The sequence below is a fragment of the Trichlorobacter lovleyi genome, assembly GCF_015239775.1.
In the GTDB taxonomy this organism is placed as follows: Bacteria; Desulfobacterota; Desulfuromonadia; order Geobacterales; family Pseudopelobacteraceae; genus Trichlorobacter; species Trichlorobacter lovleyi_B.
Window position 1 is genome coordinate 948,558 of record NZ_CP058409.1, and the last position, 14,990, is coordinate 963,547.

General features: G+C 55.4%; 13 protein-coding genes. 6 read left to right on the forward strand and 7 right to left on the reverse strand.

The features are described 5' to 3' along the window. Positions 1-37 precede the first annotated feature (37 nt). The 5 genes from FY034_RS04285 to FY034_RS04305 all read right to left on the reverse strand — a co-directional run bounded on the left by FY034_RS04285 (position 38) and on the right by FY034_RS04305 (position 7,371). A complete protein-coding gene (locus tag FY034_RS04285; RefSeq protein WP_265553992.1) occupies positions 38-2,023 on the reverse strand; it encodes a methyl-accepting chemotaxis protein in 1,986 nt (661 codons plus the stop codon). A 153-nt stretch (positions 2,024-2,176) separates the two neighbouring features. Continuing rightward, the gene (locus FY034_RS04290) at positions 2,177-3,622 is read right to left on the reverse strand and encodes an ammonia-forming cytochrome c nitrite reductase subunit c552 (protein ID WP_416222778.1); all 1,446 of its coding nucleotides are present in this window, start codon (positions 3,620-3,622) and stop codon (positions 2,177-2,179) included. A gap of 31 nt (positions 3,623-3,653) precedes the next feature. Next, a complete protein-coding gene (gene nrfH, locus FY034_RS04295) occupies positions 3,654-4,202 on the reverse strand; it encodes a cytochrome c nitrite reductase small subunit (RefSeq protein ID WP_322573236.1) in 549 nt (182 codons plus the stop codon). Between the two features lie 84 nt (positions 4,203-4,286). Continuing rightward, the gene (hcp, locus tag FY034_RS04300) at positions 4,287-5,909 is read right to left on the reverse strand and encodes a hydroxylamine reductase (RefSeq protein WP_265555216.1); all 1,623 of its coding nucleotides are present in this window, start codon (positions 5,907-5,909) and stop codon (positions 4,287-4,289) included. A gap of 205 nt (positions 5,910-6,114) precedes the next feature. Beyond that, positions 6,115-7,371: a multiheme c-type cytochrome gene (locus FY034_RS04305; RefSeq protein WP_265553995.1), complete on the reverse strand. Its 1,257-nt coding sequence runs from the start codon at positions 7,369-7,371 to the stop codon at positions 6,115-6,117. A 187-nt stretch (positions 7,372-7,558) separates the two neighbouring features. Here FY034_RS04305 and FY034_RS04310 point away from each other — a divergent pair, with 187 nt between their 5' ends. Genes FY034_RS04310 through FY034_RS04325 form a run of 4 tightly spaced genes read left to right on the forward strand, consistent with a single transcriptional unit; the run spans position 7,559 to position 11,291 of the window. After that, the gene (locus tag FY034_RS04310) at positions 7,559-8,167 is read left to right on the forward strand and encodes a TetR/AcrR family transcriptional regulator (protein ID WP_265553997.1); all 609 of its coding nucleotides are present in this window, start codon (positions 7,559-7,561) and stop codon (positions 8,165-8,167) included. A gap of 58 nt (positions 8,168-8,225) precedes the next feature. Then, entirely contained in the window at positions 8,226-9,377 is a 1,152-nt protein-coding gene (locus FY034_RS04315) for an efflux RND transporter periplasmic adaptor subunit (protein WP_265553999.1), read from the forward strand. After that, positions 9,374-10,579, forward strand: a complete 1,206-nt coding sequence (locus tag FY034_RS04320; protein ID WP_265554000.1) for an ABC transporter permease — start codon at positions 9,374-9,376, stop codon at positions 10,577-10,579. The genes FY034_RS04315 and FY034_RS04320 overlap by 4 nt, the downstream gene beginning before the upstream one ends. 4 nt (positions 10,580-10,583) lie before the next feature. After that, positions 10,584-11,291 carry an ABC transporter ATP-binding protein gene (locus FY034_RS04325; protein ID WP_265554002.1) on the forward strand — a complete coding sequence of 236 codons (708 nt, stop codon included), beginning with the start codon at positions 10,584-10,586 and terminating at the stop codon, positions 11,289-11,291. 157 nt (positions 11,292-11,448) lie between these two features. On the opposite strand, the gene FY034_RS04330 is transcribed toward FY034_RS04325, so the two are convergent. After that, positions 11,449-11,862, reverse strand: coding sequence for a hemerythrin domain-containing protein (locus FY034_RS04330; protein WP_265554004.1), 414 nt, complete (start codon positions 11,860-11,862; stop codon positions 11,449-11,451). Between the two features lie 176 nt (positions 11,863-12,038). Here FY034_RS04330 and FY034_RS04335 point away from each other — a divergent pair, with 176 nt between their 5' ends. Then, positions 12,039-13,043: a 4Fe-4S binding protein gene (locus tag FY034_RS04335; protein ID WP_265554006.1), complete on the forward strand. Its 1,005-nt coding sequence runs from the start codon at positions 12,039-12,041 to the stop codon at positions 13,041-13,043. Positions 13,044-13,134: 91 nt separating this feature from the next. Beyond that, positions 13,135-14,352, forward strand: coding sequence for a DUF438 domain-containing protein (locus FY034_RS04340; protein WP_265554008.1), 1,218 nt, complete (start codon positions 13,135-13,137; stop codon positions 14,350-14,352). Here FY034_RS04340 and FY034_RS04345 read toward each other — a convergent pair. Further along, positions 14,335-14,928 carry a DUF488 family protein gene (locus FY034_RS04345; RefSeq protein WP_265554010.1) on the reverse strand — a complete coding sequence of 198 codons (594 nt, stop codon included), beginning with the start codon at positions 14,926-14,928 and terminating at the stop codon, positions 14,335-14,337. The genes FY034_RS04340 and FY034_RS04345 overlap by 18 nt on opposite strands. Between the last annotated feature and the right edge of the window lie 62 nt (positions 14,929-14,990).

The window sequence follows — 14,990 nt, forward strand, 5'->3', positions numbered from 1 at the left end:
GCCGGGGCTGCCCGTTTGATTTTAACGCTGTGGAAGGCTATAGCTTGAATCGTCCCACCAGTCCTTCAAGATCTTTCGCCAGGCCGGATAGTTCCGACGCTGCACCGGCGGTTTGATGGGCACCGTTGGCGGTCTGCTGTACGACATCGGTGATCTGGTGGATATTGCTGGAGATCTCGCCGGTGACGGCGGTCTGTTCTTCAGCTGCCGTGGCGATCTGGTGTACCTGCAGGGTAACTTCGCTGATCCCTTCCAGAATCTGTTGCAGGGCGTCGCCGGAACGGCGTGAGCTGTCCATCCCTTTCTCCACCTCTGCAACCCCCTGTTCCATTGAGACCACGGCGCCACCTGTTTCCTGCTGGATCGCCTTGATCATCTCGCCAATCTCGCGGGTGGCGCGGGTCGTCCGCTCTGCCAGGGCCCGTACTTCATCGGCAACCACAGCAAAGCCCCGTCCCATCTCACCGGCCCGGGCCGCCTCAATGGCCGCGTTCAGGGCCAGCAGGTTAGTCTGGTCGGCGATATCCTCAATGGTTCCTACAATGGCCCCGATCTGGTCTGAGCGGGCTCCCAGCGCCTCAACCGTACGGGCGGATTCCCGTACCTTGTCTGCAATGGTCTGCATGCCTGCAATGGTTTCCTGTACCACGCAGGCGCCATCCTGGGCCATCTCGCTGGCACGGTTGGCGACATCTGATGCCAGACTGCAGTTGCGGGAGATGTCGTTGGAGGTGGCTGACATCTCTTCACTGGCTGTGGCAACCGTGGCTGACTGGCAGGCCACCTCTTCGGCGGCTGTCGCGATCTGCTCGGCAGTGCTATGCAACTGGTTTGAGGCAGTGGCCACCTGCACAGTCGTGCTGGAAGCCTGGGAGATGATGGAGTGGATATTCTCAACAAAGCGGTTAAACCAGTGGCTTACTTCGCCAAACTCATCCTTGCGGTTGGCATCCAGACGCCGGGTCAGGTCTCCCTCGCCCTGGGCGATATCCTGCAGCATCTCTACCAGCTTGCGCAACGGTCCGGTAATGCTGCCGACAATCAGCAGGCTGAGCAGCAGGGTCAGGACAGCCATTACCAGTGATATGGCAATACTTAAAATCAGCGCCAGGCGGGCTGTGCCTGCCTGGTCGGATGCCTGTTGCAAGATCCCTTTTGCGATCCCGTCTTCGATCTCTTTCATCTGATCAATTTTGGCGGTAATGGCGCTAAACCAGGTTTCCGGCGTGATTTCAAAGTTACCGGCCATCCCCTTTGCAAGCACGGCGTTGCGCAGTTCATCTACCTTTTTGAATGATTCAGACTGTGCCTTTTCATCATAGGTTGTGACTGCGGTGCGTGATCCGAACTTGCGGAATCCTTCCATAAAGCTTTTTTGTGCGGAAAGGATGCCGAAGGTGCGCTGGTAGGTCTCATCACTAAAGGCATTGCCGGCAATGACGGCATTCAGTGTGGCCCGTTCCTTGCCCATCTCCTCCTTAACCTTTGAAAAGGCAAAATAGGCAATGGCGGCGCGCATCAGTGTCGGCTCCTTGCTGCTGCGTCCCACTGCTGCAACCACATCCAGGTAGGAGTAGTTAATGGCGGTATAAAACGCAAACGACTCCTTGCCTTCAATTGTCAGTGCATCAACCTTGTTACGGATATCTGAGAGTTTTTCCTGCTGTTTTGCTGCGGCATCAAGGGCCTGCCTGACGATTGTTGCCGCATCAGGAGTGGCAGCGATGAATGCTGCCAGCTGCTTGAACTGCTCATCGCAAAGTCCACGCTGTTTAGCCAGTTCTGATCTGAATTTTTCGCCTTTTGCATTTATAAAGCCGGAAGAAAGCCCCCGTTCTTTCTGCAGCTCATGTACCAGTGCACCGGTGCGTACCGAGAGCCCGATCAGTTGCTCTGTCTGTCTGATGTCCTGCAGGGTTGCATACTTATCAAGAACCTCACGACCTGAAAAAAAGAGCAGTCCGAGCACCGGTAGCAAAAGCAGAAGTAACAGTTTGATGCGGATGCTGAGGTTCTTGAGCATGGGACTCCTCCGGGGCATTCTTGGGAAATGGATGTGTATCGGTGATTGTATACAATGATTCCGGCACAGATTCCTTGATATAAGTCAAATTACAGCCATAGCGGACTACCGATACCGGCAGTCCGCTATGTTTTACGCGTGTAGTGTTTGTGCTTACTTCTGCGGCCCGTAGGGATCCTTCAGTTCCTGTTCTGGTTTGAACATCAGCTTCTTGGCGCCGCGGTTGTTGGTGTATTTGGCCAATTCAAGGTCAACCTTGACCGGTACGTCAACACCAGCCTTGGTCAGGGCCTGACGCAACATGGCCTCGGCCTTGACGGCATGCATCGTTGCGTCGCCCAGGATTCGCATCGCTTCGGTGGGGTTGTGGAAACCTACCGAGTTTTCAGCCCCAAAGAACAGGTTGCGGTAGAATCCTTCCATGTAATGATCCTTGGCCTGCTCATAGAGTGCCTTGTCAATCTGCTTGCCGGCTGCCTGCTGCTTGTGGGTCATTTCAAACAGTTTGGCTACCGTAGCCAGGGCATAGCCGGAACGGATGAACTGGGAGGCAGCCCGGTCCTGAATGGTGATGACCTGATTCTTCAGCCATTCGGAAGACTCACTGTGGCACTGTTTGCAGGCCTTGAAGTCGTTCTTGAGCGGGCTCATGATCCGGTGGTCAGAGATCTTCTTGCTGCCCACCTTGGTGTACGGCATGTGGCAGTCAGCACAGGAAACGCCAGCCATCCAGTGTACGCTCTTGGTGGAATACATCTCAAATTCAGGGTGACGGATGTAGGCCATCTTGAAGCCGGTAACGGCCTGGGTCCATTCACCGTGGGATTTGTCGCTGCGAATCTTCTTGATGATGTTTTCGATCGGGATGTTACCCATTTTGCTGCCTTCCCAAGGAAAGAAGACATTCTGAGATTTCATGTTTTCATCTTTAGGGATGATGTAACTGACATGGCACTGGGCGCAGACCAGGGTGCGTTTATCCTGGTTGGTCAGTTTGCTCTGGTCAACACCCAGTTTGTCAAGTGCCTTGGAGAGGGTAAAGCCACGGGAGATCTTTAAGCCCATATCCTTGTTGTTGTGACAGTCAATACAGGCTACGCCCATCTCCTGATGCTCTTTGGGGATCAGGTTGACGGCATCTTTATAGGTGGCGGAGAAGTAACCGGCTACACCATGTTTTTCAGCCAGTTGCGGGGCGTAAGGGGTCTTGCAGGTCAGACAGGCGCCACCGGCCTTGACGCGGGAAGGGTCGATCTCTGCTTGATCCTTCATCATGTGGACGTGGCCACGGGGCTCGTTGTACTCAATACCAAAGCCCCAACCGTTGAACAGCAGGGCGTTGAAGGGGTATTCAGACAGCTTGTCATAGACCTTGCCGCCGTCATTACCTTTCTTGTACTTGCTCTTGCCTTCCGGGGTGGGCTGGGCGGTGGCTTTCCAGGTCTCGTACTCTTCAGGGTAGTTCTTACCCCAGACCGCCGGGTCAACCGTGCCGTCCGGAATCGGGGCAATTGTTGCCTTCTCTGCCTTGGGCGGAGCACAGGCGGTGGTCATGGCCCCACACAAAGCAGCAGCCATGAGGGCGACAAGCAGTTTCATTTTCATACTCAATCCTCCTGAATTGATGGGGTTAAATCGGGTTTACAGAGATAGCACCGGTTCCGGTATGGGTTACCCGGCGGTGACAGCTCCAGCAATTACGTGACGTATCCATCTGGGATACCAGTGTTTCGTGGCACCTGACGCAGTTGGCCTTGACCACCTTGGCGCCATGTTCAGACAGCGTGATCTTCTCCGGCACCTTGCCGGAATAGAAGAACAGTACGTCTTTCATGCCGTCGATAGACTTCCAGATGTAGTGACTGGCCAGGCCATCGTTGGGCAGATGGCAGTCCACGCACTTGAAACGGCGATGGGCTCCTGCATGCATAAAGGCAGTATGTTGTGCTTCCATGACGTGACAACTGGCGCAAAAATCGGGAGATTCCGACTTTGCCAGCAGTTTTGGCGGGCCAAGCATCACAAACAGGCCGATCAGCGCTGCTGAAATAGCAGCGATGGCGACATATTTGAGACGTTTACCGCTAAGAAATGATCCCATCCCTTCACCCCCTTTCTTCTTTGACAAGTAGCAGACCGCATGGATGATGGGGGTCTCATGACCGCCATCCAGTATCACCGTTTACCTGCTGATTACATGAAACGTATGAGAACAGCGGAAAGTCCGGGTGCTTTCCGCTGTTTCAGTTCCCTGTGTTTTAGACTAGTTACCGGCCATGATCGCAGCGACATCGTCAGCAACGGTGCCGATCGGCTTGATGTCAAAGTTTTCCACCAGCACCTTGGCTACGTTGGGTGACAGGAAGCCGGGCAGGGTGGGTCCGAGGCGGATATGCTTGACCCCCAGGTACAACAGGGCCAGCAGCACCACCACCGCCTTCTGCTCGTACCAGGCGATGTCGTAGGAGATCGGCAGGTCGTTGATGTCCTCCAGGCCGAAGACCTGCTTCAGTTGCAGGGCGATGTAGGCCAGGGAGTAAGAATCGTTGCACTGACCGGCATCAAGTACGCGGGGGATGCCGCCGATGTCGCCCAGCTCCAGCTTGTTGTAGCGGTACTTGGCGCAGCCTGCGGTCAGGATGACCGTGTCCTTCGGCAGCTCCTTGGCAACCTCGGTGTAGTAGTTGCGTCCGGTGTGGCGGCCATCGCAACCGGCCATGACCACAAAGCGCTTGATGGCGCCGGATTTAACCGCTTCAACCACCTTGTCTGCCAGTGCCATTACCTGATGGTGGGCAAAGCCGCCCACGATCTCGCCTTTTTCGATCTCAACCGGTGGTTGGCAGGTCTTGGCCTGGGCGATGATGGCCGAGAAATCCTTGCGGCCAGCCTGCTGACGCTCGGGGATATGCACGGCGCCGGGCCAGCCTGCCATGCCGGTGGTGTAGATCCGGTCCTTGTAGGCGTCCTTAACCGGTACGATGCAGTTGGTGGTCATCAGGATCGGGCCGTTAAAGGAGGCGAACTCCTTGTCCTGCTGCCACCAGGCATTGCCGTAGTTACCGACAAAGTGGGGGTACTTCTTGAAGGCCGGGTAGTAGTTGGCCGGCAGCATCTCGCTGTGAGTGTAGACATCAACGCCGGTACCGGTGGTCTGCTCCAGCAGGTCTTCCATATCATGCAGGTCGTGGCCGGAGATCAGGATGCCGGGGTTATTGCGTACCCCGATGTTGACTCTGGTGATCTCAGGATTGCCGTATTTGGTGGTGTTGGCCTCATCAAGCAGGGCCATGGCGGTAACCGCCACTTCGCCGCACTTAAGCACCTGGGCAATCATCTCATCAACCGTTAGCTCCTGGGTGGTGGATGCCAGTGCAGAGACCATGAACTCGTAGATCTCTTTCTTCTCAAAGCCCAACATTGCGGCATGCTCGGTATAGGCAGCCATCCCTTTCAGGCCGTAGATCAGCAGCTCCCGCAGTGAGCGGACATCTTCGTTGGGCTGCGACAGAACACCAACTTCCTTGGCCTTGGCAGCAAACTCGGCTTCGCTGCCGTTCCAGGTCACGCAATCATGATGACTGGTGAAACCGATGGACAGCTTGAGGATATCCCGCTTGGCAAAGGCCTCTTTGATCAGGGCGGTGATCCGACTATCATCGAAGTTGGCGTTGGTGATGGTGGCAAAGAGTCCCTGGCAGATAAACAGACCGGTTGCGTTGTCAAGTCTTCCCTGCTTTTGGGCTTCGACAGCAGTTTCTGCGAGCCCTTTAAGGGCAAAAACCAGCAGATCCTGCAGATTGGCAGTGTTTTCCTTCTTGCCGCAGACCCCGGCGATGGTGCAGCCGGTCCCTTTGGCGGTTTCTTGGCATTGGTAACAAAACATGCTCACGGGTTTTCTCCTTTGGTTGATAGTAGTTGAGTTATGGAATGAGGCGAGACAGTCAGTTTTTCTGAAACAACCATAGCGCAGTCCTGTTTGAAAAAAGGATGACGGTGGTCAAAAATGTGTTGATTCGAATTAGCCCCTGCAGATTGGATAAAAAAGAGCACCAGCAGCCCTTGGTCGCTGGTGCTCTTCTGATTTCAGCCTACTTCTTGCTGGCTTTCTTCTTCATATCTTCAGCCATCTCACGGATCTCGGTCAAATCCTTCTTCATCTTGGCATAGCCGTACCAGGTGGTGTAGTCCGGGTTCATATGGAATGCCCCCTGGAAGGTCTTCATGCGATGATCCATGAACATTTCATACAGGGTCTGCTCGATCTTGGTATCAACATCGTAGAAGGTCAGCAGATCCGGGTAGGCGTACGGCTGCCCGGCTTTCTGCTTGATAATCCCCTGATGATACAGATCACCTACGATACTGATCGCTTCACTGAATAGCTTGTCTGCCTCTTTGCCCATCTGGTCAGCGTTTTTGAAGTTTTCCTTCACAAAGTTGGGGGAGTGGCACTGCTGGCAGATCGCCACGTACTTGCCCCGCTCTTTGTCAAACTCTTCCTTGGTCAGGCGGGCCACTTTACCTGCCTTGACCACATCCAGACGGCCGGTGGGCTTGCCAGCGGGATCAAGTACACCCATGCCTTTCAAAATAGTGGCGCGATAGCCCATCCACTCGGCATCGGCCTCTGGCAGGCGAACAGCCAGGAAGCCCCATGCTGACATTACGCGGTGGTTACCGTTGGGCATATGGCAGGTCTGGCACTTGGGTGCGCGGTTCTTTGCTCCGGGGTTGATGGCGCGGCTGGTCAGGTAGGCGGTTCCATGCTTGGAACCGGACCACATCTCCCACTGGGGATGGTCAAAGCCCATGTGGCAGGTCTGGCAGGCCTCAGGCTCGTTGGCTTCGGCCTTGGAGAAGGCGTGGCGGGTATGGCAGTTCTGGCAGTCCATGCCGTACTTGTAGTATTTGCGGGCCTCGGTCTCACGGCCTTTGGCATCAACCAATCCCAATGTGTGGCAGCCGCCGCAGCCTTTCTGGCCGGCCATGAACGCCTTGGGTTGATGGGGGGAACGGGGCATTGCATCCAGGGCAACCTGGCCAAGCACATGCTTGCCGTCCATATACTGGTTGGCCTGATCCGGGTGGCACTGCTTGCAGGTGGCAATGGTGGGCAGTTGTGCCTTAACCACATCCTTGTCGCTGGTGTGGGCAGTGCCGTGACAGGCCTCGCAGGTCAGGCTTTTGGACATCTTACCACGATTGAAGTCCTTGACCATGGCAGGCGAAATCTTGGCGTGGCAGGTCTCACAGTTGGATGGTTTGGCCAGTGCCAGTGCCGGCATCAGTGCCAGACAGGCAACCATACAGATCAGCATGCTGCTAAACCGTTTCAATGCGCGCATCTTCGTTCCTCCTTCAGGATGTGAGTGCTATCCAGCCAGATGCTGGTATTCTATACAAGTAGCAACTATGCAACAAGTTTGATGAAAGTCAAATTTAGCAAAATAAAGTGGTAAATGAACGCTTACATAGACTTGTGAAATGTATTGATGCTTGACATGCTCTGGCTTTAGGCCTAGTTATGTAAATATGAAATCACAAAATGTGCTTGAAAAGAAGGCAACCCAAGTCAGGCAGGTTGAAATCGTCCAGGCGGCCCTGAATGTCATCGGCAGACTGGGAGTCAGTGGTCTGACCATCCATGAGGTGGCGCTGTCAGCCGGTATGAGTGAGGCCAACATCTATCGTCACTTCCGCAACAAGCAGGAGGTGATCAAGGCGGTGGTGGAGTTTATCGGCAGTCAGGTCACCAGCCGGGCGGCGCAGTTGGCTGCCTCAAGCGGCAAGCCGCTGGATAAGCTGGAAAAGGTAATCATGGCTCATACCGAGATGATTGCCAAAAACCCTGGCATCCCGCGACTGTTATTCTCTGATGGCGGTATTGCCACTGGCGGCCGGATCGCCTACATCATGAACAGCCGGATCGAGAGTTTTCAGTCGACCCTGGCTGGCCTGCTTGAAGCAGCCGTGGCTGAAGGTGCGGTGCGGCAAGGGATATCTTCCCGTGAGACTACAATTGCTATTCTGGGGATGCTCCAGTTTAGTGTGCTGCGCTGGATCGGTAATCAGGCTGAAGGTAAACTGGTGGATGAGGTAGCTTTACTTTGGGGTAACTTCCGACGTTTGTTGGAGCGGTAAGAGGCAAATTTTTTTTGCATGCTATGTGAATAATTATTTACATTGCTTGGAGAGGCTCATGTCAGCGTCAAAGATAAAGCTACGCAGGTTAATCCTGTTTGCAGCCCTGGTTCCATTAGTGCTGTTGTTCTTCTACGTTGTCCTTCGCTCTGGCCCGCTGGCGCCGGTTGAGGTGATGGTTGCTACGGTCTCAACACAGACTATAAGGCCAGCGGTGTTCGGTGTTGGCACGGTTGAAGCCCGTTACAGTTATCAGGTTGGTCCGACAGCAGCAGGCAGAATCAAGCAGCTGTACGTGCAGGTTGGAGACCGGGTAAGAGCAGGGCAGCTACTGGGCGAGATGGATCCGGTTGACCTTAATGATCGTCTACAGGCGCAACAGGCAGCCGTTAAGCGTGCTGAGGCAAATGTGCAGGATGCCGAGGCCAGGCAGCGGTATGCGCATGCCCAGGCTAAACGGTATGGTGAACTGTTGCCGCTCAAAGCTACCAGCGAGGAAATAGTTTCAGCCAAGCGGCAGGAATTGCAGACCGCTGATGCTGCGCTAATTGCAGCCAGAGAAGAGCGTTCCCGGCTGCAGTCAGAGTATACGGGGTTGCGTTCACAGCAGGGTAATCTGCACCTGGTAGCCCCGGTTGCCGGGCTGATAACGCTGCGCGGGGCTGAACCGGGCACCACCGTGGTTGCCGGGCAAACCGTGATTGAGCTGATTGATCCGGCATCGGTTTGGGTCAATACCCGTTTTGATCAGATCGCGGCAAACGGGCTCAAGGCCGGTTTGCCGGCACGGATAGAGCTGCGTTCACGCAAGGGGATGTTGTTAAGTGGCACCATTGCCCGTATTGAACCAAAGGCCGACAGCATCACCGAAGAGGTCCTTGCCAAAGTGCTATTTGCACGTGTGCCAGAAAATCTACCTCCATTGGGCGAACTGGCAGAGGTAACGATTGACCTTCCGCCGGCTGCCGCAACGCTGGTTCTGCCCAATGCGGCACTGCATCGTCTGGACAACCGGACCGGTGTCTGGCGTGTGAGTAAGGCCGGTGTTGAATTTGTTGCAGTAAAGCCTGGGGCAACTGATCTGGATGGTCGCGTACAGATTCTGGAAGGGCTTCAGAATGGGGATCAAGTGGTGCTGTACAGTGCCAAGGCTCTCACCCGTAAGAGTCGCATCAAGCTGGTTGAAAAGCTTTCGGTGGGCAGGCGATGATCAGTCTTGCCGGACGGGACATACTGCATGGTTGGGGTAAGTTTGTCTTTACCGGTGTCGGTCTGGGATTGTTGCTGGGGGTTACGTTGGTCATGGCCGGTGTCTACCGGGGGATGGTGGATGACGGCATGGCCCTGCTGGACAACAGTGGTGCGGACCTGTGGGTGGTACAGCGCGATACGCTGGGCCCCTATGCCGAGTCTTCCAGCATCAATGATGATCTCTATCGCGGTATCCGGGCCATGCCGGGGGTTGCAGAGGCCGCCAATATTACCTATCTGACCATGCAGGTACGAAAAGGGCAGCAGGATGTGCGCTCTATGGTGGTGGGGGTGGCTTCCGGGCAGGTCGGCGCTGTGCCAGGCTGGCCGACCTATCTGACGGCTGGTCGCCAGATGACACGGGGCCATTACGAGGCGGTGGTTGACCTGGCCACCGGTTTTAAAATCGGCGATCAGTTGGATATCCGGCGTAACGGCTACACTGTGGTGGGGTTGACCCGCCGCATGGTTTCATCAAGCGGTGATCCAATGGTCTTTATCCCGCTCAAGGATGCCCAGGAGGCCCAGTTCTTGAAGGATAATGATGCGATCTGGCAGAACAGGCGGCGCACCGAGGCCAATCCGGCCTTCAACCGCCCCGGTGTGTCCGGCCTGCTTAACGCGGTGCAGGTATCGCAGAGCAGCAACCCTTACGTCAATGCCGTACTGGTGACGGTCAAAAACGGCCACGATCCCACTGAGGTTGCAGCAGCAATCCGTCGCTGGAAGCGGTTGACCGTGTACAGCAGGACGCAGATGGAAGAGATCCTGGTGGGTAAGCTGATTGCCACCTCGGCCCGGCAGATCGGCATGTTTCTGGTGATCCTGGCCCTGGTCAGCGCCACCATTGTTGCCTTCATCATCTACACCCTGACCATGGATAAAATCAGGGAGATCGCCGTTTTGAAGCTGATAGGCACCCGCAATCGCACCATTGCCTCCATGATCATGCAGCAGTCGTTGGCCCTGGGTATCATCGGTTTTGCGGTGGGCAAGATCAGCGCCACCTTTGCAGCACCCTACTTCCCCAAGTACGTGCTGTTGGTGCCGATTGATTCCCTGATCGGCTTTCTGGTGGTGCTGGTGATCTGTGCGTTGGCCAGCCTGGTTGCCATCCGGATGGCGTTGCGGGTTGATCCAGCAGAAGCGATAGGGGGATAACACGTTGGCAGGAACCGGTATTCGGATTGAAGGACTGAGGAAACGCTACGGCAATGGCGACACGGCGGTTGATGCCTTGCAGGGGGTGGAACTGCAGGTGGCGCCGGGTGAGGTGATCGGACTGGTGGGGCCATCCGGTTCCGGCAAGAGCACCCTGCTGAAATGCCTGGGGGCGGTGATCGACCCGACTGGCGGACGGATCGTGCTGGGGGATGAGGTGATCTATGACAACGGCTGGCTGGTGCGGGATCTGCGGGCACTGCGCCGTGACCGGATCGGCTTTGTCTTTCAGGCGCCCTACCTGATCCCGTTTCTGGATGTGACCGATAATGTAGCCCTGTTGCCGATGCTGGCCGGTGTGCCGAATCAGGAGGCACGCAAGCGGGCCAGGGAGCTACTGGCCGCCCTGGAGGTGGAACACCGCGCCAAGGCCATGCCTGCACAGCTTTCCGGCGGTGAACAGCAGCGAGTAGCCATTGCCCGTGGTCTGATCAACCGTCCCCCGGTTGTTCTAGCAGATGAGCCGACTGCCCCGCTGGACAGTCAGCGGGCGCTGGGGGTGATCCGTATTCTCAATGATATGGCACAGCAGTATCAGACAGCGGTTATCGTGGTAACTCACGATGAAAAGATCATCCCTACCTTTAAGCGGATCTACCATATCCGGGATGGCGTTACCCATGAAGAGGAGGGCGAGGGGCGGGTAATCTAAGGAAATATGGTTACGTCAAACGACTTTATCGGGTAACGAGGCGACAACATGACAAAGCGATGTCTGGTGCAAGGGTAAAAAAGAAGATGCAGCTTTTTCAATTGTCTCGTTATTACAAATGATATTAGCGCTGACTGCTTATCTCACCATCTCGATTTCAGCCGAAGCGGATACGGTCCAGTTCCACCATGCGGGGATAGAGGACTGATTCCTCAGTGATAATCCGGTTACCCAGCAGAGAGAAGATCCTGCCGATATCGCGGGCAAACACTACGCTCTGCTCCGGCGCTGGGTAGCGTTCGAAAAAGCGCTCCGCATCGGTGGCGATCTCCTGCATTTCGTTCTGGAAGCGATCCAGCAGAATCTGCAGATTCACGTCGTCGCGAGCCGCTTCTGCAAGGCGTGGATACAGATCTCGATCTTCATGCTGGAGATGGGCCTTCAAATTGCTACGCAGACGCTGTAACTCGGCAAACCCCTCCGCAGACACCACACCGGCCTGTTTGATGGCCGCGACCTGACTCTTCAAGGCTTGATGTTCGCGCTTCAGCGCGGTTATCAGTACCGACATACGTCACCTTTGCTTCCTTTTATCGAATTACCCCATTACAAGCCAGAACAAGCCTGATCGATTTGTATCGTTTGTGTGATCATGCCATAACTAATAATGCAGATTCATTGACTTAGGTCAATGTCACGCAATCTCTGCTCCGTTATGTTGTGAGGAAAAAACGAGGAGGCATCAGTGTGTCAAGCATATCAGCCAGGAACATTACCCGTATCCGCCAGCTGGTGCAGTGGCTGTTTCTGTTCTGGGTCATCGGGATCGGCATCCGCTTTGGCTTGTTTATAGCTGCAGTTGAACAGGGTAATTCGCAGCCGTTCTTTGCCCGTCCAGCCGGTGTTGAGGGCTTTCTGCCGATCGGGGCATTGACCAGCCTGAAGCACTGGCTGGCCAGCGGACAGATTCATCCGGTGCATCCGGCAGCACTGGTGATCTTTCTGGCGATTCTGCTGATGAGTCTGCTGGCCAAGAAGTCGTTCTGTTCCTGGGTCTGTCCGGTGGGTACGCTGTCCGAGACCGTGTGTAAACTGGGGGAACGACTGATGGGGCGGAATTTCAAAGTCTGGAGGCCGCTTGATCTGCTGCTGCAGGGGATCAAGTATCTGGTGCTGTTCTTCTTCGTGAAGATAATTCTGCTTGATATGCCTGCCTTTGCCGTTGCCGCCTTTCTGGATACCCCTTACTGGGCAGCCAGTGATGCCAAGATGCTGCGCTTTTTTACCCAGATTTCTGCCACAACCGTTACGGTGCTGACGGTACTGACACTGCTGTCTCTGGTCTATCGCAATGTCTGGTGCCGCTACCTGTGTCCTTACGGCGCCCTGCTCGGTATGCTGAGCCTGCTGAGTCCGTTCAAGATCCGGCGTAACCCGCACACCTGCACTGATTGTCGCCAGTGCAGTCAGGCCTGCCCGGCAGGCATCAGCGTGCACAACACAACCAAGGTTGTCTCGCCTGAATGCACCGGCTGCCTGACCTGCGTAGCTGCCTGTCCGCATCAGGAGGTGCTGGTCATGCAGCCATCGTTCTGGAAACATCCACTGCCGGTCTGGCTCTTTCCGGCAGTTGCCCTGAGCCTGTTTATGGTCTCAATCGGGGTTGGTATGGCAAGCGGTCACTGGCAGACGGTGTTGACCTACGACGATTACCGCCAACTGTTGCCGATGCTGCCGTATCTGAGTCATTGAGGATGGTTGACGCGGGCGACGGTTGGACGTACGCTTGCAGGAGGAGAGAGGCTGTTGCATCGCACCATCTGAACGGAAGGAGGTACTGCGTATGTCAGAACTGATTGATAACCGGGAAAAACGGGTGCAGGAACTGCTTGCCGTTTCACGGGGCATCATACAGGGGCAGGACGCAAAGCAACTCATTGAGCAGCATCGAGAAGCAATCGAAAACCTGACGCCCCACGACATGCTTGCCATGGAGGATCGACAACTGCAGATGGGGATCACGCCGCAGGTGATCAAGCAGAGCATCGAGAAGGTCATCGGCGTTTTTTTCAAAAGCCTGGAGCGCTATCCGTGGGAAAGGCCGGCCCCTGATACCTTTCTCGGTCATCTGATCCAGGAAAACAGGGCTCTTGCAGATAAGCTGCAGCAGGTAAAGACGGTGCTGAAGAGGTGCCACGGCTCGGAAGAGAGCTCCTTTCCCGCGATGCGTCTTGAGCTTCTGCCGCTGTTTTTGGAATTACGAGCATTTGAGTCTCATTACGTAAAAAAAGAAAATATCCTTTTTCCGTACCTGGAAAAGCGCTGGGAAAACCACCGGCCGATTGCGGTCATGTGGTCGCTGCATGATGACATCAGAAAGAAGCTTAAGGGGGTGATTGCGGTACTTGAACGTTCTGACAGCAGTTGGCAGGAGTTCAACAGTCCCATGAGCCAGTACTTCTTCCTGGTGTTCGGTATGATCCAGAAGGAAAATCTGGTGGTCTATCCCGTGGCCACGGAAACCCTTGCGGCGGAAGACTGGCAGGCCATGTACCAACAGAGCTTTGACTACCCGTTCCCCTTTTTGGAAACACCCCAGCAGAAGGAGGACGGTAACCCGCTGCAAGCGGGCACCGGAGCGCATGAGGGGGACGACTTCTTTGTGTCCGATACGGGAAGGATGAACTATGAGCAACTGGTGCTGCTCTTTAACCATCTGCCGGTCGATATCACCTTTGTTGATGAGTATGATCAGGTCAGATTCTTTAATCGCGCCAAGGACCGCTTCTTTCCACGCTCACCCGCCATTGTCGAGCGGAACGTCAAAAACTGCCACCCACCAGAAAGCGTGCATATCGTTGAGAAGATTGTGAGCGAGTTCAAAAACGGCAACCGCAATGAGGCGGATTTCCGCATCAAGATGAAGGGGCGCTATATTCTGATCCGGTACGTTGCGGTGCGAGACCCTGATAGCACCTATCGTGGCGTGCTTGAAATTTCGCAAGACATTACGGATATCGTTGCCATGACGGGTGAAAAGCGGCTACTTGACTGGGCGTGATGAAGCGGCAAGGGCAGGTAACAACGGCTCCTGAACGGGCTCAGCAGCAGGATAGGTGAGCGTGCCACCCTCCACTCGGGCCAGGCTGTTGAAGGTATGGGGTCTGGCGTGGGTAAGGTCGAAGATGTCCGTCACGTCGATGCCGCGGACCACCAGTGCATCGGCAATCAGGGAGCGGTGACAGCGCCAGGGCACGGCCTCGGCGCACATCAGCGCAACGGTGTGCTGCTGCGCGAGTTCCAGCAACGCCAAGAGGGTAGCCTCAAAGGCCGGGGTCTGCATGTAGTCGGCAAATCCCCGGAACGAGGCGTTGCGCCAACCGGTATTGGGTGAGTCGGCGCGGCTGTGCCGCAGGCCACCCAGTTCCTTGAGGTGCTGATAGCCGATCCCTTGGGACGGTAGAAAACTTTGCAAGGCATCAGCGTTGAATTGCGGGTTGTGGCGGGAGCGGGGGATGGTGCGGACATCCGCCAGGAGTCCGATGCCGTACCGCTTCAACAGCGCGACAAAATCAGCGAGGCTGCGGGTTGAGTGACCGACCGTATAGATGCTTCTGTTTCCGGATGTCACTGCCATGATCTTACCCCCCTTGCTTGCGTACGGAGCGGTTTGTTGTATGCTCTTTCTTGTGGTTATCG

What these genes read in the sequence shown, in the direction of transcription:
- hcp (WP_265555216.1), bottom strand. Translation starts at nt 5,909, where the DNA reads ATGTTTTGTTACCAATGCCAAGAAACCGCCAAAGGGACCGGCTGCACC.
- FY034_RS04285 (WP_265553992.1), bottom strand. Translation starts at nt 2,023, where the DNA reads ATGCTCAAGAACCTCAGCATCCGCATCAAACTGTTACTTCTGCTTTTG.
- FY034_RS04320 (WP_265554000.1), top strand. Translation starts at nt 9,374, where the DNA reads ATGATCAGTCTTGCCGGACGGGACATACTGCATGGTTGGGGTAAGTTT.
- FY034_RS04290 (WP_416222778.1), bottom strand. Translation starts at nt 3,622, where the DNA reads ATGAAACTGCTTGTCGCCCTCATGGCTGCTGCTTTGTGTGGGGCCATG.
- FY034_RS04305 (WP_265553995.1), bottom strand. Translation starts at nt 7,371, where the DNA reads ATGCGCGCATTGAAACGGTTTAGCAGCATGCTGATCTGTATGGTTGCC.
- FY034_RS04345 (WP_265554010.1), bottom strand. Translation starts at nt 14,928, where the DNA reads ATGGCAGTGACATCCGGAAACAGAAGCATCTATACGGTCGGTCACTCA.
- FY034_RS04310 (WP_265553997.1), top strand. Translation starts at nt 7,559, where the DNA reads ATGAAATCACAAAATGTGCTTGAAAAGAAGGCAACCCAAGTCAGGCAG.
- FY034_RS04330 (WP_265554004.1), bottom strand. Translation starts at nt 11,862, where the DNA reads ATGTCGGTACTGATAACCGCGCTGAAGCGCGAACATCAAGCCTTGAAG.
- FY034_RS04315 (WP_265553999.1), top strand. Translation starts at nt 8,226, where the DNA reads ATGTCAGCGTCAAAGATAAAGCTACGCAGGTTAATCCTGTTTGCAGCC.
- FY034_RS04340 (WP_265554008.1), top strand. Translation starts at nt 13,135, where the DNA reads ATGTCAGAACTGATTGATAACCGGGAAAAACGGGTGCAGGAACTGCTT.